The organism is Polaribacter sp. 2305UL8-11 (assembly GCF_058147165.1).
Genome location: NZ_JBYVJW010000010.1, coordinates 119,908 through 141,910 on the forward strand (window position 1 = coordinate 119,908; position 22,003 = coordinate 141,910).

The following is a 22,003-nucleotide window of genomic DNA, read 5'->3' on the forward strand; positions in this document are numbered from 1 at the left end:
GTTTTATAGTTCTCGTTATTAGTCTAAAATAATTTTCTTAGTAATTTCTCCTGTTTCTGTTTGCACCTTTGCAAAATAAACTCCGGTTGCCAACTTAGAGATAGAAATATCTTCATTTCCATTAGCGTTAAAAGAAGTTGTTTTTACTTGTTTTCCTAATACGTTATATAATGAAAAACTCGCTTTACCTTGTGGTAAACCTGCAATTCTAATTGTAGAACTATTTACTTTAAAAATACTAACTCCATTTAAAGTAACAGAATTTACATTTAGAGCACCTTGTGTTGTATGTATGTAAAATCTTCCAACTCCATTTAAAGCATCTTTTAAAGTAATTTTATAACTACTATTTGTTTCATCTAAACGTGTAAAAGTATTGGTTACTTTATCTTCTAAAAAAACTTTAAAACCAGTAGGTAAATTTAAAACTTCTGCAGAAAAAGTAATTTCTTTACCAGCTTCAGCTTTTACACCAACAGGAATAATCATCGTTCCTAAATCTGTGTTTGGCAATGCCTGTCTTGAAAAAGCAATTCCACTATTATTGTTTACCAAATGTGTGTAAACTCTTAAATTTGAAGGAACTCCATTAAACATACCAATATCAAAACCAGGATCTAAATCTTTAGTTTTACCAGCAATGTAATTAACCTTTGTTTTTTTAGTGCCTACTCCATCAGTAATTGATAATGCAATAGATGGTGTTGTATTTTTGTAAAAAGTTACTCCAGTTTGATGGCTTTGCATCAATTCTGTAATTGTTGCATTTCCATTAACCTTAGAATTTACAAAAAATGCTTGTCCTGGATGAATGTGACCTGTAGTCAAATTATCATAAGAACTTGTTCCAGCATTCCAAACATAAACAGCAAGAAAACCAGCCGATAAATTATCATTTGTTACAGAATTTGCTGTAATAAAATCTGCGATGTTTAAATAAGATGGATAAGGATTACCGATTAAATTCCAGTTATTTACATCTTGCGAAATTGCTGGAGATATAGCTGTTGTTGGAAAAGTACCCGTAAAAGTATAAGTACCAGAAGCAGTCTTTTTTACAGAATAACCAACTCCAGGGCCAAATGTTGTAGCTGCACCACCTGCTTGGAAATATCTCCAATGACCTGTTGCAGTGTCTGAACCAGCACCATCTGTATCTGTGTCTGGTGTTCCATTATTATAAGTTGCTATTCCTCTATTATTATTTGTACCAGAGGCTACTGAGTTTGCTGTAATCCAAGCATCATCATATTGTTCACCAACTACTGGAGAAGACATTAAATGCCAGTTTGTATCTGATACATTTTGTTGATATACTAATGTTCCTGTAAAAGCATCAAGTGCTCTTAAAGAAGCTCCAGACTTAACGATTGCTTTATTTACAGTTACTGCAGCTGTTGCTGTTGGTTGATTTGTAACCATTGGTATATAAACATTGTGTGTTGATGTTGGCACACCTTCTGTCCAGTTAGTAGCTGTAGCCCAATCAGAATCTGTTGTTCCAGTCCAAGTGTTTGGGTAATGTCTATCTCCAGTGAATGTAACTGCTGAAGCTCCTGGATTTCCACCAGCAATTCCATCACCAATTGCTTCATCAGATCTAAAAGCATTTGTATCATTTAAATAAGTAGCAACAAACTTAAAATTATTTGTAGCTGTTGTTCCAATTTCAGTAAAATCTACATCAAAAGTAAAAGTAGCATTACCTGGTGTTCCAGTAGGACTTAAATTAGCAGAGCTTACAAAAGTGAAGTTAGCAACATTATCTAATTTCCATAAACCAGCAAAATTTTGATCGAAAGCGATTGCATAATCTGCTGTGAAACCTGCAGGGAAATTTACTGTTGATCTATTTGTACCATCAAAACCAGAAACACCTCTTCTTAAGCCATCTGCTGTATCAGTAAAAGTAGAAGTATTTGAAAAACCTCCTGTTTTAGAGTCAATATATATGACCATTGTATTATTTAAATTTCCTGCACCTTTGTTTAAGGTGAAAGAAATTTGAGTGCCATTATCTGTTATTTGAAGGTTACCTGTGTTTCCAAAAACATCTCCAAAACCAGAGTTTCCATTACCAGAATACGAAACTTGAGCTTGTAATGCATAACAAAATAGTATGCTCAAAATTGTTAAAAAATAATTTTTTTTCATTTTTTTTTGTTTAGTTAATAATTAATTTTTTGGTAATTATTTTGTTATTATTTTCTTGAATTTTAACAAAATAAATTCCTTTATCAAGTTCTTGCACTAAATATAAGCTATTTTTTTGAACTTTATTGGCAAAATCTTTTACTGTTTTTCCTGTAATATCATAAATTGTAACATTTCTTACTTGTTTAGAAAGTATAAAGTATTTTGAAGTAGGATTTGGATATAATTGAAGTAAATTGTAATCTAAAGCTATTTCTTCATTAGCCAGTGTTGCTGGTTTGTTACCATATATTTTAAACTCTCCAGGAGCTAGAGAAATAGGTGCTTGCACATTGGTTACATTTATTGTTGTATTGTTGTTTAATAAATCATACCAAGTACCTGCTTGCTGAAAGAAAGGTGTTATATTTTGAGATGAGGTACCAAAATTACCTAAGACCAAAACATATTGTAAATCTGCAGCAGCAGCATTTGTTAAATGAATTTTCTTTAATCCGTTAGCATTGGCAACATCTAAACTAAAATCGGTAGTTTCAAAAACTTCGTATTTTAATTTTAGTTGCATAAGTTTAGACCAAGTGTTGTACAATTTTTTTCTATTTACATCGTTAAAATATTCCCATTTAATAGGTTTATTTCCAGTTCTACCATTTTGGTTGATGCTAATATCATAACCCAACTCATCAAACTGCCAAATCATTTTAGGTCCAGGTACTGTAAAATAAAAAGCCCCATTTAATTCCATTCTGTTTAAAGCTGTTGCTTTATTTTTAATATTGTAAGCTCCATTAGAGTTTCCAAAATTAATAGCATCATACATGTGTCTTTCTTCATCATGACTAACCATATAACTAACATTTGCAGGTACAGACCAACCTCTGTTTTTATAAGAAATCCAAGAAAAGTCAGATTTTCCATTGTCATTAAAACCTAATGCAGCTTCTTTGTAAGGGCCATGATGATTTCCCCAAACCATAATGCCTTTTCCTTCATTTAATCTATAATTAATCCATTGTGTTTCTTCGTTATTTGTTCCTAAATGTTCAAAAATAATATAGAAATTAGGATCTATTTCCCATTGGTAATCTGCATAAAGTTTTAACACATCTACCCTGTCTTGTTGGTAGTTATTTGTACAGCCTTCATTATTTGTACAATTTTGTGTAAATCCTTTTGTTAAATCCCATCTAAAACCATCTATTTTATACTCGTCAATCCAATACTGAGAAACTCTTTTTACGTAATCTTTTGTAGCTTGTTTACTATGATTAAAATCATTAAAAACACTGTAAGAATGGGTTGCTACTGGATTAAAAAACGGGCTATCTGCACTTGCTTGTCCTTGATAACCTCCATTATCTGTATTCCACATTCTGTAATATGAGTTTTGACCACTTGCATGGTTAAAAGCGACATCTACTATTACAGCCATTCCTCTTCTATGGCATTCATCAATTAATTGTTTAAAAGCAGTTTTGTTTCCATAATATTTATCCAATGCCATATGAAAAGAAGGGTTATATCCCCAAGATTCATTACCATCAAACTCCATTAGAGGCATAAATTCTATTGCATTAATACCTAAATCTTGCAAATAATCTAAGCGTGTTTTAACTGCATCAAAACTATGTAAGGCATCAAAATCTCTGATTAATAATTCATAAATTACTAAGTCCGTTTTTTTAGGTTTTTTAAAATTAGTTACTTGCCAATTATATGGAGCATCTCCAGTTCTTAAAAGTGTAACATGATGTGTTGTTTTTCCTGTAGGATAAGTAGGCAAATTAGGGTATGTTACTGAATTTATAAATTGATCATTTGATTGTGTTAATACAATTGTAGAGTAGGGGTCTGCTACTCTTAATTCACCATTAATTAAATATTGATATGTAATATCTGTTTGCGGAGTTAAACCAGTTAATTCTATCCAAAAACGATCTTTGGTACTATCTTTTTTTAAGAGATAAGTGTTGTTAACTTTCCAATCATTAAAACTACCAATAACATGAACAAAATCTTTTCCTGGAGCATAAAAAACTAAGGTTACTTTTGTATTGTCTGTGGTGTTTAAATTTATACCATCTTTAAGGCCAGATGGAATTGCTGCTTCTGTTACAGTAGGTCTTACAATTACATTAAATGTAGCAGTTTCTATTGTTCCTGCGTTTGTAGCCTCTAAAACAAAGGTAGTATTTTCTGTTACTACAGGAGAAAAACTATAAGAAGTTGCTCCAGTTGTTGTATTAATGGAGTTTCCATTAGCTTTTAAATTAAAATCTGCAGCTAAACTTGCAGTAGCAGTAATAGAAACAGCTTCTCCAGAATTTTTAATAATGTTTTTTTCTGTAGGTGTATTTAATGTTAACTGAAATTTACCAACATCAAATAACTGGTCTTGTGTTTTTTTATCTCCAGTTCCGTTTTTTGCTTTTACAAGCATACCTATTCTTTTTAAGCCTGTTCTCCCGTAAAAAGTAGAAGGTGTAAATGTAAAGGAATAGGTTCCATTTCCATTATTTGTAAGCTTTTGAGCTTCATTAGAATTTGTCCAAGAGCCATTTGTAGGAGAATCTACTGCTTTTGCTGGAGTTTGATCTAAATCACTTTGGTTAAAAGACCATGCCCACAAATAGATATCTGTAACACCCCAAGTTGTTGGGTTTACTCCAGATACTGTAATTGTAATTTGTTCTGTTTCTTCAAAAGTAGCAGGTGAAACTGAAAAAGTTGCATTTTGCACCTGTGCAAAACTAATTGAAGAAATGAATAAAATAAGAAAGGTAATTTTTTTCATAAAGTTGTTTTTATAAAATATGAGGCTGTCTAAAAAGTAATTAAGTATGTCAAAATGAGCCTGTTGAAGTTTTATAATTCATTGATTATCAACTATATTTCGACAGGCTCAATATGACAAGCAGTTAATTTTTTGACTTTTCAGACAGCCTCATATTTTTATTAATTAGGAATGATAACGTAGCTACCATCTAAATCATTAAACCAAACATCATATTTTCCTGATGCTTCTGTAAATGGAAAATTACTTCCACTTGATGCTAAATTAGCTTTTCCAAATAACTCTTTAGATCCTGTGTGTCTCCAAACACCATTATTCCAATCATCATTTGGTCTAATTAAAAATTCTTGACCGTTTGTAAATGTAACTCCATTAGCGTACCATAAATGAGGGTTATTAGGATCTTGAGTTAAATCAATTTCATCAGCATCTCCCCAACCACCAATAGCAGCTCCAATAAGTCCTATTTTGTTATAAGTAGGTGCACTAGAAGCGTCATAAGAAGTAATACTATAAGAAGCACCAGCTAACATACTAGAAAAAGAAACATTGTAGTAGCCAGCAGTAGTAATAGGAAATACGCCAGGTTCGTTAGCACCAGATGTATCACTTACACCTAATACACCATTTGCATCACCCCATTGAGGGTGCCAAGAACCTTTAGCATTTAATACTTTAAAAGCACCAGCACCAAAATATCCGATAAAATTATAAGAATTTGGAGTGTCTTGACTTCTAAACAAAGGTGTATTGTTGTTATTGTTGTTCCAACCTGGTGTGGTTGCATCACCTACTAAATATAAATAAGGAAAGTTTACATTGTATGGTGTTACAGAAATAATTACGGGATCAGAAAAACGTTCTATTTTATTTCCGTTTGCGCTTGTAATTACAGATTTAACTCGAAGCTCAATGTTTGATGCAGTTGCAGGAGTTAATCCTAAAGCTAAGGCACTTTTATTAAAATCCTCATGGTTTATCTCTATTTTAGAAGAAGTTGTTGCCTCTCCAACATTTACAGGAGTTGCAAAATTAGAATTTTCTGTTGCAATTTCTAAAGAATAACTTGCATTGGCAATATCATTCCATTCAACAGTTAAAGCAACATCTGTAGCATTAGCAAATGATAATACAAAAGCATCATTAGCAGACGGTTTTGTTATTGTCTGAGCATTTGAAGAAGTTGGATAAACAGTTACTAATAATAATATTGAATTGGTAATTTTATCTCCAGCTTTAACTCTCATATAAACAGGAATGTCATTACTTTGCATTATGCCAGCATTATTTATAACTGTGTTAAATGCATCTACAGTCATAGAAAAACTAGACTTTTTTGTACTACCTAAAGTTATAGGAGTTGTAAATGCATTATCTGTAGCCATTTCTATTGTGTAATCTGAGCCTGCAGAAATTTGATCTCTCCAAGTGATTGTAAATGCAGGATTTGTTGGCAAATCAAAGTTTAATAGTACATTTGAAATTCCAGGAGTGTCCAGCACAAACTGTGGGTCTGGAGATGTAATGGTTAAGCTTTCTTCTGTATCACAAGCTCCAATTAGCAGAACTAAAGACAGTAATAAATAGCTTAATCTTTTTAATATTATTTTCATTTTATGAATGTTTTAATGTTTATAAGTTTAAAGGAACTAAGATGTAACGACCTGTTAAATCGTTAAACCAAAGATCATAATCATCTTCTACAATTACAGGAATTTTGCCTCCACCATCAGTTGCCTTGCCAGAGAAAGGTGTTGTACTTCCCCATTTTGCTCCAGCTGCTGTTACAAACTCTAAATCACCTGGTTTTAAACGAACTGATGTTGCAAACCAAATATGATCATCAAAGCTCATTTGAGTCATAGCAATATTTGTAGTACTAGATCCTTCTACTGTTAAAGAAGTCGGACTATTTATGTTAGATTCATCAAAAGGTTCAAATGTAAATTTATTAGTTGCAAAATTGATGGTAAATTTATAGTATCCTTCAGGAATTCCATTACCTCCTGCATAAGGAAAACGTTCTGGATCAGAACCACCACCTAGATTTGCACCTACATCACCATTTGCAGCGCCATTTTGGCCTCTTGTAGCATTATCTGTACCATATTGTGGTTGCCACATTCCTTTAGTAGATAATACTTTAAAGTGACCGTTATTGGCAAATTTACCTGTATAGTAAAAAAGATTACTATCACTTTCATCTCTAAACAAGTTAGGATTTGTATTGTTATTATTCCAACCAGGGGCAGTAGCATCACCCACCAAATAAAAATCATTAAAAGTGTAATTAAAGTATGGATATACCTTAAATTGAATTACATTAGATGGTGTTTTTTTACTAGCTTGAGTACCTAAATTAGCCACAACTCTTGTATAAATATTTGCCCATTGAAAAGGGTTTAAGCCCACATTACCTGCTGCTGCGTTAACTTCGCTTACAGATAAAGTTATAGAATTTTTACCTGTAATTGTAGAAGCTACAACTGGATTGGTAAATGCATTATCCATAGAAAATTCTATTGCATAATTTACAGATGCTTGTTGCCCAAATTCTGCACTTTTCCAATTTAAGGTTAGTGCAGGATTGTTTGTATTCACAGCATCTAATTGTAGGTCTGTAAAATTCAAATCTTCTAACACAGGTGCAGTAGGATTTGAGATTGTGAATAATTCTGAAGTATCATCGCAAGCAGTAAATACAGATAGTATTAATGCTACTATAGCTATTCCAGAAAATTGTTTTATATTTTTTATCATTTCTTTGAAATTTAAATTTTAATAACCAGTATTTTGAGTTAGGTTAGGGTTTGAAGCTAAACTAGCATTAGGTATTGGGTATACTTTTAAATCTGCAGATATAGAAATACCATTACTTCCATTACCTTTCCATACCCAGTTATAATTTCCTCCAGTAAATTTTCCAAAACGTATTAAATCTTGACGTCTTTTTGCTTCCCAGTGTAATTCTCTTGCTCTTTCATCTAAAATAAAGTCTAAAGTTAAGTCTGCTGCAGTTAAATTATTTTGAGGGTTATTAGCTCTAGTTCTTAATGCATTTACATAAGTAAGTGCGTTTGCAATGTTGGTGTTTTTTGCACCTTTTAGGTGAGCTTCAGCATACATTAAATATACATCTGCTAATCTAAATAAAGGAAAATCGGTATCTACAAAGGTTTGATCTGATCCAAAACCTCCAGTAGATTTTGCATTAGAATATTTTTGTAAAATATATCCTTGATCTTGATCTGAAATATCTTTAATTTCAATATTTCTGCTTCCAGATATTATGGTATTTCTTGTGTCTGTATTAAATACACTAGCATCAAAAAGTTGTACAAATTCTTTTCTTAATCTTAAGGCGCCTCCCCAGCCACCTGCACCAACACCAAGTGGGGTTCCATTTTGCTCTATACTTCCAACAGAACCGTTTACCATAACTGTTGTTGGTCCAAAATTCTGAGTTTCTATACCATCTGAAATTAAAGGAAATATAATTTCATTTACTGCAGAATTGGTGTTATTGTCTGCCATAAATAAATCAGCATAATTTGTAGCCAATGTATATCCACCATTAATTATTTTGGTACAATAATCTGCAGCTTCTGTATATTTTGCTTGACCTATATAAACTTCTGCATTTAAATACATTTTAGCTAAAATCATCCAAGCAACAGCTTTGTCTGCTCTACCATGTTGGTTTGTTCTAGGGTCTTTTAAATCTGCTTCTATTGCAGTTAATTCAGACTCTATATATGTAAATAATTGTTGTCTATCTGCCTGTGGTGGATTAAAGTTTACTACAGGATCATTTTCATTTACAAGTGGAGCTTTACCAAACAAATCCATTAAATGATAGTAAGATAATGCTCTTAGCAATCTAGCTTCTGCTCTGTAATTTACAATATCTGCTCTTGTAGCTGCAGAAACGTTTCTTGCGTCTAATTTTTCTGTAGTAGTTTCTCTTAAAAAGTTATTTGCAAAAGCAACTGATACAGAAGCTCTACTAAACATACCTAGAATAAGTGGGTTTTGAGCAGTCCAAATATTTCTTTGAATTTCTCTTGTACCAGGGTCATTTTCATAAGACCAAATCATTTGATCTGCAGAAAGTGTTTGTAGATACAATAAAACCCTACCATATTGGCTTGTTCCAGCATCTAAACCTTGTATGTTAGAGCTCCCAGCACCATCTGTACCTGTTAAAGATAAGTTTGCGTATACACCTGCTAAAACTTCTAAATACGCAGATTCGTTTTCAAAAAGTTTTTCACTAAGTGTGGTTTGATCGTCTTCAGGTACAATATTTAAATCTTTTGTACAAGAAGCAAAAACTGATATTAGCAATGTTAAGGCTAATAATTTTTTTATTGTTTTCATATAATATTTTATTAAAATTTAATATTAGCTCCAAATAAGAAATTTCTTGATCTTGGATAGATTAAATTATCAATTCCATTAAATACTTCTGGGTCTAAACCAGAATAGTTGGTCCACGTAAATACGTTTTGCACTCCAGCCCAAACTCTTAAACTACTGTAAGAGAATTTTTTAATTGGGTTGTTAAAGGTATATCCTAATGTAATATTGTCCATTCTTAAGAATGAGGCATTTTCTATATATATATCAGAGTTAATTACATCAGCAGTTCTCACAAAGTTGGTATTTAATACAGAGGTAGGTATGTTACCTAAAACAGCATTGTCTCTTAAAAGTTCATATTGTGATCTTGCAGAATTTACGTTGTTGTAAACATGGTTACCAATATTTGCTCTTAAATTAAATGCTAAATCTAGATTTTTATAGTTAAAAGATGATTGGAAACCTAAAGTAATGTCTGCATTTGGGTTTTCTTTAAGATATCTGTCATCGTCATTTATTAAACCATCACCATTTAAATCTGCATAAGCACCTTCTATAGGTTTGCCAGCATTGTCATATAATTGCTTAAATACATGAAATGAATTTGGTGCAAAACCAACTCTGTAAAGTTGAATTGTATTACCAGTACCACCACCAGTACCACCAGTTCTAAATTCTTGGTTGTTTAGTGTTTTTGTAATTTCTCTATCTAGATAAGTTGCATTAAATGTAAAGTTCCAGTTGTAATCATCTGTTTTTAAAATATCTCCATTTAAAGAAAATTCGATACCATTTATAGTTAACTCACCAATGTTTTGAATAATTGCATTAGAGAAGTTAGTTCCGTCTGCTAAAGAGGCTTCATTAAAAAATAAATCTGAAGATACTTTATTAAAGTAATTTAAAGAACCCGAAAATCTATTGTCAAATAAACCATAATCAACACCAAACTCTATAGTTTTTGTGTCTTCCCATTTTAAATTAGGATTTATAGCAGAAGGTATTGTAGATCTTACTACTTGATTTCCAAATATATACTTAGATCCTTGGTTTCCAAAACGATATCTATCTAAATAAATATCATTTGCTCCAGGAATATTCTGCTGCCCAGTAACACCATAACTGGCTCTTAGCTTTAGGTTTGATATTACTTTGTTGTCTTTTAAGAAGTCTTCGTCACTAATTTTCCAAGCAAGAGCTGCACCACCAAAGTTACCCCATCTATTGTTTTCACCAAATCTAGAGGTACCATCTCTTCTATAATTTAGAGTTAATAGATATTTTTCTGAAAAAGTTAAATTAGCTCTACCAAAAAAACCAATATTTACTACATCTGGATCTGCAAACGTTGTAGCCACATTATTTGGGTTATTTTTGTTTCCAGAATCAGTACCAAAATTTTCAAATCTTTGGTAAGAATATCCTGCTGTAACATCTAATTTAGTTTTATCAAATGTTTTTATATAATTTAAATAACTATCAAATAGTTGGTTACCTCTTTCTTGCGTTTTAAATGCATCATTTCCACGAAATAAAGCATTAGTTTGTGCTGGAGCTTCTTTAGAAGTAATATCTGTGTTTTCTGATTTTATTTTATCAAAACCAACATTAACAACAGCTTTTAGTTCTGGTAAAAAGTGAAATTTGTAATCTAAGTTTAAATTTCCATATTGTCTAAAAGCAAAACCAGTATTGTTTCTCTGTAAAAGAGCCGCAAATGGGTTTGAAGTACCGTTTGAAGGTTGACCATTAACAATATGTTGATAAAAACCACCAAAAGGAGATGTTGTGTCATAAACTGGCTGTGTTGGGTCATAACGTAAAGCAGCCCCAATTTGTCCAGCATCACCAAAACGACTATCCTCAAAGTTTCTATTATAGTTTAAGTTAATTTTTAAATGATCTTTAAATAAAGATGGATTCATAGAAAGTGATATGGTTTTTCTATCAAACTCAGAAGTTAGCACAGACCCTTCTTGATTAGCGAAACCTAAAGATAATCTTGTAGGGATTGCTCCAAAAATTTGTCCTCTAGCTGTTAAGTTGTATAAAGAAGAAACTGTATTTCTTAATATTTGATCTTGCCAATTTGTATTAGCATTTCCTAATAAAACTGCATCTCCAGGTCTTCTTTGGTTTATAATATTTCTAAAATCATCAGCAGAAAATACTTGAACTCTGTCTAAAACTTCTCCAAAAGTGTACTGCATATCAAAATCTAAACTGTATTCTGTTCTACCTTTTTTAGTATTGATAATAATAACACCATTTGCAGCTCTAGAACCGTAAATAGCAGTTGCAGAAGCATCTTTTAAAACCGAAAAAGATTCAATATCATTTGGGTTTATATTTGCTAATAAACCTCTAGAACCAGAAATTGAAGCATCACTATTTTCTATAGGTAATCCATCAATAATAATTAATGGGCTATTAGAAGCACCAATAGAAGAACCACCTCTAATTGTAATTTGCGAGCCAGATCCTGGAGCACCACTAGTTGTAATATTAACCCCAGAAACACGACCACTTAATAAATTTTCAGGAGTAACAATATTACCTTTTGTAAAATCTTTTGCAGTAATGGCTTCTACAGAACCAGTAGCGTCTTTTACGGTTGTTGTACCATAACCTACCACAACAATTTCATCTAACTGTTCTGCAGATTCTTCCAATTCTATAGTAAGGTTAAAATTACTTGCGATTGTTACTTCCTTATTTGCGTATCCTAAATATTGAAAGACTAAAACATCACCAGTTTTAACTTTATCTAAAGAAAAGTTTCCATCAAAGTCTGTTTGAGTACCTCTTGTTGTACCCTTAACTACTATACTCACACCAGGTAAAGGTTCACCTGTTGTTTTTTCTTTTACAGTTCCTTTTACTGTTTGTTGCGCAAACATGGTAAAGGATGAACTTAAAAGAATTCCAATTAACAATAATTTAAATTTTTTCATGTATAATTTGTTAAATAATAACTGTAAATTTGATTTTTGACTTAACAATAAATTTACATTCCACTATGTAAATATAAGGTTTAAGTCAACGTTTTCAATATTTTAAAAGTCACGAAATCGGTTTCGTGTTGACAACTTTTTTTACGGAAATATCATTAATTTAACAAAATAGAATGCCTTAAATTTGTCTTTTAATAAATTATGAAGCAAAAAATTACCATAAAAACAATAGCTAAAGAATTAGGAGTTTCTACTTCTACAGTTTCAAAAGCTCTAAAAGATAGTCATGAAATAAGTGCAGAAACCAAAGAAAAAATTCAAGCTTACGCCAATCACTATAACTACAAACCGAATAATTTGGCTTTGCAATTACGTAATCAAAAAACTAAAGTTATTGGTGTGATTTTACCAAAAATAGTACACCATTTTTTCTCTACAGTAATTATGGGAATAGAGGAAGGAGCTAATGAAAAAGGGTATAATATCATGGTGTGTTTTTCAAATGAATCTTATAAAAAAGAAGTAGAAACTTTAAAGGTGTTATCTAATGGAAGTGTAGATGGTATTATTGTTTCGATTGCTAGCGAAACACTTGAAAATAAAGACTTTAATCATTTTAAAGATTTGGTTTCAGAAGAAATTCCTTTGGTTTTATTTGATAGAGTAGTAGATGAAATACTTTGTGATAAAGTTGTTGTAGATGATGTGGGTGCTGGTTATAAAGCTACAAAACATTTATTAGATAATGGTAGGAAGAAAATAGCATTAATAACCACTCCTAATCACGTTAATGTAGGAGCTTTAAGAAGACAAGGTTATGAAAAAGCTTTAATAGAAAATTATATTAAGGCAGATACAAGTATTATTGTAGAGATTGATGAAAAAGAAGATATTAAAAATCAGATAAAAAAAGCCTTTAATCAAGATATTGATGGTGTTTTTGCAGTGAATGAAATATACGCAGCAAAATCAATGAGAGTAGCAAAAGAAATGGGGTTAGATGTTCCAAAAGATATTTCTATTATTGGTTTTACAGATGGGTTAATCTCAGAATATTCATCACCATCAATTACAACAATTGCACAACATGGCTTAACAATGGGTAAGCAAGCAGTAGAATTACTAATTGAAAGAATAGAAAACGAAGCAGAGGTTTTTAAACCTAAAAAGATTGTGATTTCTAGCGACTTAAAAGTTAGAGAATCTACGAAACCGTCGTCGTAAATATTTTCAAATTTTAAATTTTTACGAAACCGTCGTCGTAGATTTTTATTAAATATTTGATAAACTTCATATAAAAAAATTATATTTGAACCATTAAACGATTTATCAGTAAATTACATTCCACACTTTAAGTAATTGATAAGTCTAAACACTTATCGTAATATTCATTAATAATATTCGATAATGGAAAAGCGTAAATTAAGCTTCTGGCAAATCTGGAACATGAGTTTTGGATTTCTAGGAATACAATTTGGATTCGCCCTTCAAGGTGGATTTATGTCAAGAATTTTTCAAACATTAGGAGCTGGTAAGGAAGATATTCCTTTACTTTGGATTGCTGCACCACTTACAGGTTTACTTGTGCAACCTATTATAGGGTATATGAGTGATAGGACTTGGAGCGTAAAATGGGGTAGAAGAAGACCTTATTTCTTAGTAGGTGCTATCTTAAGTTCAGTTTCCTTGTTTTTTGTACCTCATTCTCCTGCACTTTGGATAGCTGCTGGTTTTTTATGGATTTTAGATGCATCTATAAATATTTCTATGGAGCCATTTAGAGCTTTGGTAGCAGACAAATTACCTCAATCCCAACGTTCTTATGGTTTTGTTGTTCAAACATTAATTATAGGAATTGGAACTTGGGTAGCAAGTAATTTACCTTGGATGGTTTCTCAGTTTGGAGTAAGTAATGAAGCTGCTTCAGGAGTAGTACCAATGTCTGTAAAAGTTGCATTTGCAATTGGGGCATTTGTTTTTTTAGCAAGTATTCTATATACAGTTTTTACTACTGATGAATATCCTCCAGAAGATATGGAAGAGTTTGAAAAGGAAAAAGCAAAGAAAAATAATTTTATTCCTGATATTCTAAACAATATTGGAAGTATGCCAATGACAATGAAAAAATTAGGAGTTATTCAATTTTTCTCTTGGTTTGCATTTTTTACAATGTGGAGTTTAGCCAATCCTGCTTTAACAGAACATGTTTTCCAAACACCAGCACCAATTGAATCAGCCTTTAATATGGCAGATACAGTTCAAGCTGAGGCTTTTAAATTATCGAATACTAAATTTCAAGAATCCTCTAATTTGGTAGGTTCTGCAATGGGGGTTTATGGATTATCATCTATGGCTTTTGCATTGTTATTAACCTTATATACATCAAAAAGAAACATCAATAGAAAATATGTGCACATGGTTTCTTTGATTTTAGGAGGTATAGGATTTCTTTATATGAATTATGCAACGCCTGAAACATTAATGTACAGTTTCATATTAATTGGTTTTGCTTGGGGTAGTATTTTATCAATGCCTTACGCAATGTTGTCTAGTTCTGTAGACCCAAAGAAAATGGGTGTGATTATGGGGATTTTCAATATGTTTATTGTTATTCCTCAAATTATTGCTGCATTAGGAGGTATAAATTATGTTTCTAATTTGTTAGGAGAAGAGGCTATCAATGCAATGACAATTGCAGGAATTAGTTTAGTGCTTGCAGGTTTGTGTAACTTTCTAATTACTAACAAAAATGCAATCAGCTATCAAGAAGAAAATTAAAAAATGAAAAAGGGATTTATATTCGATTTGGATGGTGTTATTGTAGACACTGCCAAATATCATTATTTAGCTTGGAAAAAGTTGGCTAATGAATTAGGGTTCGAATTTACCAAAGAACAAAACGAATTATTTAAAGGAGTTAGTAGAAAACGTTGTTTAGATATTTTATTAAACGACATTGGTAAAATTGATTATACACAAGAACAATTTGATACTTGGATGATTGAGAAAAATCTTGATTATTTAGAGTACATAAAAAATATGGATGCATCAGAAATTTTACCAGATGTGCCTAAAGTTTTACAATTTTTAAAACAAAAAAATATTCCTATTGCTTTAGGATCAGCAAGTAAAAATGCGCAACCTATTTTAGAAAAAGTAGGATTATTGCCTTATTTCGATACCATTGTAGATGGAAATAATGTTACAAAAGCAAAACCAGACCCAGAAGTATTTTTGTTAGCAGCAAAACAATTGGGTGTAAATGCTGAAGATTGTATTGTGTTTGAAGACGCTGTTGCTGGTGTAGAAGCTGCAAATGCTGCAGAAATGGTAAGTATAGGTATTGGTGATGATAAAGTGTTATCTCATGCAAAATTTAACTTTAAAGATTTCACAGAAATCAGTACCGATTTTATTACAAAATTAATAGTTAGTTAATAGAACATAGAGTTTAGAAACAAGAAAAGAGAATCTTTCTAAAGAACTTTTAGGTTTATCTTTATCCTTTCTTCTCTGCTCTTTTCTCTCAAAAAGAAAAAAAATGAATCAAGATTATATCATACCTAATGCTTGGTCAATCCTCGAAGAAGGATTTGATGCAACCATGGTAAAATCTTCAGAAAGCTTGTTTAGCATTGGTAATGGAGCCATGGGACAACGTGCAAATTTCGAAGAAACATATACAGGAGATACTTTTCAAGGAAGTTATATTGCAGGAGTGTATTATCCTGATAAAACACGTGTTGGATGGTGGAAAAACGGATATCCAGAGTATTTTGCAAAAGTGCTAAATGCACCTAATTGGATAGGAATAAACGTTACAATTAATGATGAAGAATTAGACTTACATACGTGTAAAAAAGTGTCTAATTTTAAGCGAGAACTCAACATGAAAGAAGGTTGGTTATCTCGTAGTTTTGTAGCAGAATTACAAAACGGAGTAGAAATAAAAGTAGAAACCAAACGTTTTTTAAGTTTAGAATTAGATGAAGTGGGTGCAATTAGTTATTCAGTTACTCCATTAAATACTTATGCGAAAATTACGTTTTCACCATATTTAGATGCAGGTATTACTAATGAAGATACCAATTGGGATGACCAATTTTGGGATGTTTTAGAAGTACATCAAAACGATCAGCAATCTTTTATTCAAGCACGTACAATGAAAACGCACTTTTATACGTGTACATTTATGCAATCTCGTTTATTTGTTGATAATGAAGAGGTTTTAACAGATTGTAACAATCAAAAAACTGATAAAACTGCAACTTGTTCTTATCAACAAGAAATCAATCAAAATCAAACTTATACCATCCACAAATTTGGTGGATATGTAGTGGATAGAAACCACAATAAAAACGAATTGGTTGCAGTTGCAAAAGATGTTTTAGACAAAGCTGTAAGTTTTGGTTTTGATGCGTTATTAGAGATGCAAAAACAATCTTGGGCGCAAATCTGGAACATGTCAGACATCACTATAGAAGGTGATGTAAAAGCGCAACAAGGAATTCGTTTTAATATTTTTCAATTGAATCAGACGTATTTAGGTACAGATGCTACTTTAAATATTGGTCCAAAAGGATTTACAGGAGAAAAATATGGAGGAAGTACTTATTGGGATACAGAAGCGTATTGTATTCCCTTTTATATGGCAACTAAAGACCAATCTGTTGCAAGAACTTTGTTAGAATACAGATATAAACATTTAGATAAAGCCATTGAAAATGCTGAGAAATTAGGTTTTAAAAACGGAGCAGCATTGTATCCAATGGTTACTATGAATGGTGAAGAATGCCATAATGAATGGGAAATTACTTTTGAAGAAATTCATAGAAATGGAGCTATAGCATTTGCCATTTACAATTATTACAGATTTACAGAAGATTATTCTTACATCCCAGAAAAAGGATTGGAAGTACTAATAGGAATTGCACGTTTTTGGCATCAAAGAGTAAATTTTTCTACAGATAAAAATAAATATGTGATGTTAGGTGTAACAGGACCTAATGAATACGAAAATAATGTAAACAATAACTGGTACACCAATTACATCGCAAAATGGTGTATAGAGTATGCTTTAGAGAATATCAATATTGTAAAAACAGATCATATTTCAGACTATATAAGAATTAAAGAGAAAGTTAATTTTACTGATGATGAATTATCTTCTTGGAAAAAAGTGGCTGATAATATGTATTTTCCGTATTCAGAAAAACATAATGTTTTCTTACAACAAGATGGATTTTTAGATAAGGAATTAATTACAGTTGCAGATTTAGATAAAAGTCAAAGACCTATCAATCAAAAATGGAGTTGGGATAGAATTTTGCGTTCACCTTACATCAAACAAGCTGATACTTTGCAAGGTTTTTATATGTTTGAAGATCATTTTTCTACAGAAGAATTAGAGCGTCATTTCGATTTTTACGAGCCATTTACCGTTCACGAAAGTTCTCTTTCTCCTTGTGTACATAGTATTCAGGCTGCAAAGTTAGACAGAATGGAACAGGCTTATACGTTTTATTTAAGAACTTCTCGTTTAGATTTAGATGATTACAATCACGAAGTAGAAGAAGGTTTACATATTACTTCTATGGCTGGAACTTGGATGAGTATTGTAGAAGGTTTTGGAGGTATGAGAGTGCTAAATAATACACTTTCTTTTTCGCCAAAAATTCCTAAAGGATGGAACTCGTATTCGTTTAAAGTAAACTTCAGAAATCAAGTAATTACCGTAAATGTTACCCAAAAAGGAACTCATTTTGAGATTGATGGAAAAAAGGAAATTAAAATTTTGGTGAATGGAGAGCATATAACACTTACGCCAAATAGTTTGCAGAAGGTATAAAAAATAGATATAAGTAGCTAAACCTCAAAGGTTTTTAAAACCTTTGAGGTTTCAAATAACTTAAATAATAAAACAAATATGGAAAAATACGATGTTTTAGAACCCGACCATTTTTACCATATTTTCAATAGAGGAAACAATAAAGAAAATTTATTTTTTGAAGAAAGCAACTATTTACATTTTTTAAATTTAGTAAAAAAACATATTGTACCCATAGCAGATGTTTATGCATATTGTTTATTAAAAAACCATTTTCATCTTCTAATTAAAATGAAGTCTATAGAAGAATTGTCTTCTATAAAAATAAATTTAGAAAAATTATCGCAACCTTTTTCTAACTTGTTTAATGCGTATACAAAAGCTATCAACAAAAAATATGATAGAGAAGGAAGTTTATTTAAAGTAAGGTTCAAAAGAAATCGAATTACGGATGTAAATTATTTAAGAAATGTAATTTGTTATATTCATTTAAACCCATACAAACACAGATTTACTAACAATTATCAAGAATATTTATATTCTTCTTTTAGGTCAATTTTATCCTCAAAATCTACAATTTTGAAGCGAGAAGAAATTATTGAGTTATTTGATGATAAAGAGAATTTTAAATATGTGCATTTAGAGTTTGAAAAGAGTAATCATTTTGAAGAATTAGATTAGATATTAACTAACAAAACCTTAAAAGGTTTAAAAGCCTTTTGGGTTTCAAAAAAGCAAATAATGAAACTACTAAAGATTATTTTACTAATTTGTTTGGCATCCACAATTTCCTGTAAAAAGACAGAAACTGAAAAAAGTATTGCAGAAATTCCTGTTTCCAATACTTTTTTAGAAAGGGTAGAACCTCCACATTGGTGGGTAGACATGGAGAATAATGAATTACAACTTTTAGTTCATCATCCAAATATTTCTGACTATACTCCAGAAATAAATTACCAAGGAATTTCAATTGCAAAAGTTACACCTTCAGAAAAAAGTAATAACTATTTATTTATTGATGTAATCATAGCTGAAAATACATCAGCAGGTAAATTTGATATCACTTTTAAAAAAGATAATTCAGAGAATTTAATTCACACTTATCAATTAAAAGAAAGAGTAAAACCTGCAGAAGATTACAAAGGTTTTGATAGTGCTGATGCGATTTATTTAATTACTCCAGACAGATTTACAAATGCTGATAAATCTAATGATAGAGTACCAAATTTAAAAGACCAATCTTTAGATAGAACAGATGGCTATAAAAGACATGGAGGAGATTTACAAGGAATTATTAATGGAATAGATTACATTTCAGATTTAGGTTTTACAGCTGTTTGGCCAACTCCTGTATTAACTAATGATATGTCTCAAGGTTCGTATCATGGGTATGCAATTACAGATTATTATCAAGTTGATCCACGTTTTGGAATCATGAAAGATTATAAAGAATTAGCTGATAAATTACGCAAAAAAGGAATGAAATTAATCATGGATCAAGTAGCTAATCATTGTGGGTTAGAACACTGGTGGATGAAAGATTTGCCTTTTAAGGATTGGGTAAATCATCAAAAAAATTACGAAGACAATATTAATAATTGGAACTGGAAAACCAATATGGGTTCCAATCATAGAAGAACAACAAATCAAGATTTGTATGCTTCAGAAGCTGATAGAAAAGGAAATAACGAAGGTTGGTTTGTGGCTGGAATGCCAGATTTGAATCAACGAAATCCTTTTATGGCAAATTACATCATTCAAAATTCAATTTGGTGGATAGAAACCTTGGGTTTGGGTGGAATTCGTCAAGATACTTATCCTTATCCAGATAAAGATTTTATGGCAAATTGGGCAGGAGCTATTATGAACGAATATCCTAATTTTTCTATAGTTGGAGAAGAGTGGAGTTACAATCCGTTGTTAGTGGGTTATTGGCAAACAGGCGCAAATAATAAAGATGGTTATGAGTCTAATTTAAAATCTACAATGGATTTTCCGATGCAAAAAGCAATCATAGACGGACTTAACGAAAAAGAATCTTGGGACAAAGGTTTGGTAAAATTATACGAAGGTTTAGCCAACGATTTTTATTATGCAACACCAAAAGATATCATGGCTTTTTTAGACAATCATGATAAAAGTAGATTGTACACAGAAGTTGGAGAAGATTTTACAAAAGCAAAAATGGCATTGAGTTATTTATTGATGTTACCAAGAATTCCACAAGTTTATTACGGAACAGAAATTTTGATGGATGATACTGCAAAACCTGGAGATCATGGGTTAATTAGAACCGATTTTCCTGGAGGATGGAAAGGAGATAAAGTAAATGCATTTACTGGAGAAGGTCTGTCAGAAAATCAAAAAGAAATGCAATTTTTTGTGAGTAAAATTTTAAATTATCGAAAAAATAGTGCTGCAATTCATGAAGGAAAAACCATTCACTTTTCACCATTTATGGGTACTTATTTTTTGTTTAGAGTTTTAGATGATGAAACTGTTGTACACATCATCAATAAAAATGATGATCCAATTACAATCGATTTAAAACGTTATGCAGAAGTTGGTTTAAAAGGTAAAACATTAAGAAATATTGTTTCTGGCGAAGAAATGATTTGGGGTAATGCCATTGATTTAAAACAAAAAGGAAGCATTATTTTAACAACAAAATTATAAAACACGCAGAAACCTCAAAGAAACCCCAAAGAAGCCTCAAAGGTTTTTAGATACTGAAACAAGTTCAGCACAAGCACTTTGAGGTTAAAAAAAATAAAACAAACTGTCAGTTTGAGTGGATTTTTGAAGAATGAAAAAATTTGTATCGAGAACTTAATTATGAAAAATATAATTCTTTATCTATTGTCATTTCGAGTGATTTTGAGGAACGAAAAATTGTATCGAGAAATCTTAAACATTAAAAATTTTTTATTCTTACTTGTTGTTTTATTTTTTTCCTGTAAAACATCAACTAAACAAGAACAAAAAAAAGAGAATGTAAATACTTCTAAAATAAAATTATACGAATTAACGTCAGCAACATTATCATCAGGAAAATTAATTCGAGTAGATTCTTTTCCATCAAAATATATGAAACCAAGACCTGTAGATGTTTGGTTGCCAGAAAATTATTCGTCAGAAAAAAAATATGCAGTATTATATATGCACGATGGTCAAATGTTATTTGATGCAAATACCACTTGGAACAAACAAGAATGGATGGTAGATGAAGTAGCATCAAAATTGATGAATGAAGGTGTTGTAAAAGATTTTATAGTAGTAGGTATTCATAACATTCCTCAAATTCGTTGGCAGGATTTATTTCCAGAAAAAGCAATGAATTTTCTTAAAAAAGAGGACAAAGATGCTTTGTATGCAGAAGCTGCTAAAAACAATTTTAGTACCAATTTAAAAGGAGATGAGTACTTAAAATTTATGGTAAAAGAACTAAAACCTTATATAGATACAACCTATGCAGTCTATACAAACAAAGAAAACACTTTTGTAGCTGGTTCTTCTATGGGAGGTTTAATGTCTATGTATGCAGCTGCAGAATATCCAAATCTTTTTGCAGGAGCAGCTTGTATTTCTACACATTGGGTTGGAGGAACTCCTAAAGAAAATAACCCTTTACCAGATGCTATTTTTAGTTATTTAGAAAAGAATTTGCCAGATGCAAAAACACATAAAATGTATTTTGATTATGGTAATAAAACATTAGATCAGTATTATCCAAAATATGCTCCAAAAGTAGATTCAATTTTTAAAAATGGAGGATATTCTGATGCTAATTTTAAAAATATATTTTTTGAAGGAACCAATCATTCTGAATTGTCTTGGCAAAAAAGGTTAGATATTCCGTTAACATTTTTATTGAAAAAATAACACATATTGTCAGTTAAAGCGCAGCTGAGA

Annotated in this window: 13 protein-coding genes; 7 read left to right on the top strand and 6 right to left on the bottom strand. The window is 31.1% G+C overall.

The window, feature by feature from the left end:
• Window positions 1–18: 18 nt before the first annotated feature.
• The 6 genes from ACY2RW_RS10675 to ACY2RW_RS10700 all read right to left on the bottom strand — a co-directional run bounded on the left by ACY2RW_RS10675 (window position 19) and on the right by ACY2RW_RS10700 (window position 12,264).
• Window positions 19–2,154 (bottom strand): T9SS type A sorting domain-containing protein, encoded by a 2,136-nt coding sequence (locus tag ACY2RW_RS10675; RefSeq protein WP_490122715.1) that lies wholly within the window; start codon window positions 2,152–2,154, stop codon window positions 19–21.
• Between the two features lie 10 nt (window positions 2,155–2,164).
• A complete protein-coding gene (locus ACY2RW_RS10680; RefSeq protein ID WP_490122716.1) occupies window positions 2,165–4,948 on the bottom strand; it encodes an alpha-amylase family glycosyl hydrolase in 2,784 nt (927 codons plus the stop codon).
• A gap of 161 nt (window positions 4,949–5,109) precedes the next feature.
• The gene (locus ACY2RW_RS10685) at window positions 5,110–6,561 is read right to left on the bottom strand and encodes a SusE domain-containing protein (RefSeq protein WP_490122717.1); all 1,452 of its coding nucleotides are present in this window, start codon (window positions 6,559–6,561) and stop codon (window positions 5,110–5,112) included.
• Between the two features lie 19 nt (window positions 6,562–6,580).
• Window positions 6,581–7,708, bottom strand: a complete 1,128-nt coding sequence (locus ACY2RW_RS10690; protein WP_490122718.1) for a SusE domain-containing protein — start codon at window positions 7,706–7,708, stop codon at window positions 6,581–6,583.
• An 18-nt stretch (window positions 7,709–7,726) separates the two neighbouring features.
• Window positions 7,727–9,328, bottom strand: coding sequence for a RagB/SusD family nutrient uptake outer membrane protein (locus tag ACY2RW_RS10695; RefSeq protein ID WP_490122719.1), 1,602 nt, complete (start codon window positions 9,326–9,328; stop codon window positions 7,727–7,729).
• A gap of 11 nt (window positions 9,329–9,339) precedes the next feature.
• Window positions 9,340–12,264 (bottom strand): SusC/RagA family TonB-linked outer membrane protein, encoded by a 2,925-nt coding sequence (locus tag ACY2RW_RS10700; protein ID WP_490122720.1) that lies wholly within the window; start codon window positions 12,262–12,264, stop codon window positions 9,340–9,342.
• Window positions 12,265–12,465: 201 nt separating this feature from the next.
• Here ACY2RW_RS10700 and ACY2RW_RS10705 point away from each other — a divergent pair, with 201 nt between their 5' ends.
• From ACY2RW_RS10705 to ACY2RW_RS10735, 7 genes are all read left to right on the top strand, one after another.
• Window positions 12,466–13,488, top strand: a complete 1,023-nt coding sequence (locus tag ACY2RW_RS10705; protein ID WP_490122721.1) for a LacI family DNA-binding transcriptional regulator — start codon at window positions 12,466–12,468, stop codon at window positions 13,486–13,488.
• A gap of 183 nt (window positions 13,489–13,671) precedes the next feature.
• Complete coding sequence (locus ACY2RW_RS10710) at window positions 13,672–15,042, top strand: MFS transporter (RefSeq protein WP_490122722.1); 1,371 nt, start codon at window positions 13,672–13,674, stop codon at window positions 15,040–15,042.
• 3 nt (window positions 15,043–15,045) lie between these two features.
• Window positions 15,046–15,702: a beta-phosphoglucomutase gene (pgmB, locus tag ACY2RW_RS10715; protein ID WP_490122723.1), complete on the top strand. Its 657-nt coding sequence runs from the start codon at window positions 15,046–15,048 to the stop codon at window positions 15,700–15,702.
• A gap of 103 nt (window positions 15,703–15,805) precedes the next feature.
• Window positions 15,806–18,112, top strand: coding sequence for a glycoside hydrolase family 65 protein (locus ACY2RW_RS10720; RefSeq protein ID WP_490122724.1), 2,307 nt, complete (start codon window positions 15,806–15,808; stop codon window positions 18,110–18,112).
• 78 nt (window positions 18,113–18,190) lie between these two features.
• Complete coding sequence (locus ACY2RW_RS10725; protein WP_490122725.1) at window positions 18,191–18,772, top strand: transposase; 582 nt, start codon at window positions 18,191–18,193, stop codon at window positions 18,770–18,772.
• 60 nt (window positions 18,773–18,832) lie between these two features.
• Complete coding sequence (locus ACY2RW_RS10730) at window positions 18,833–20,767, top strand: glycoside hydrolase family 13 protein (protein WP_490122726.1); 1,935 nt, start codon at window positions 18,833–18,835, stop codon at window positions 20,765–20,767.
• 216 nt (window positions 20,768–20,983) lie between these two features.
• On the top strand, window positions 20,984–21,973 hold the full coding sequence (locus tag ACY2RW_RS10735) for an alpha/beta hydrolase (RefSeq protein WP_490122727.1): 990 nt from the start codon (window positions 20,984–20,986) through the stop codon (window positions 21,971–21,973).
• Window positions 21,974–22,003 lie beyond the last annotated feature (30 nt).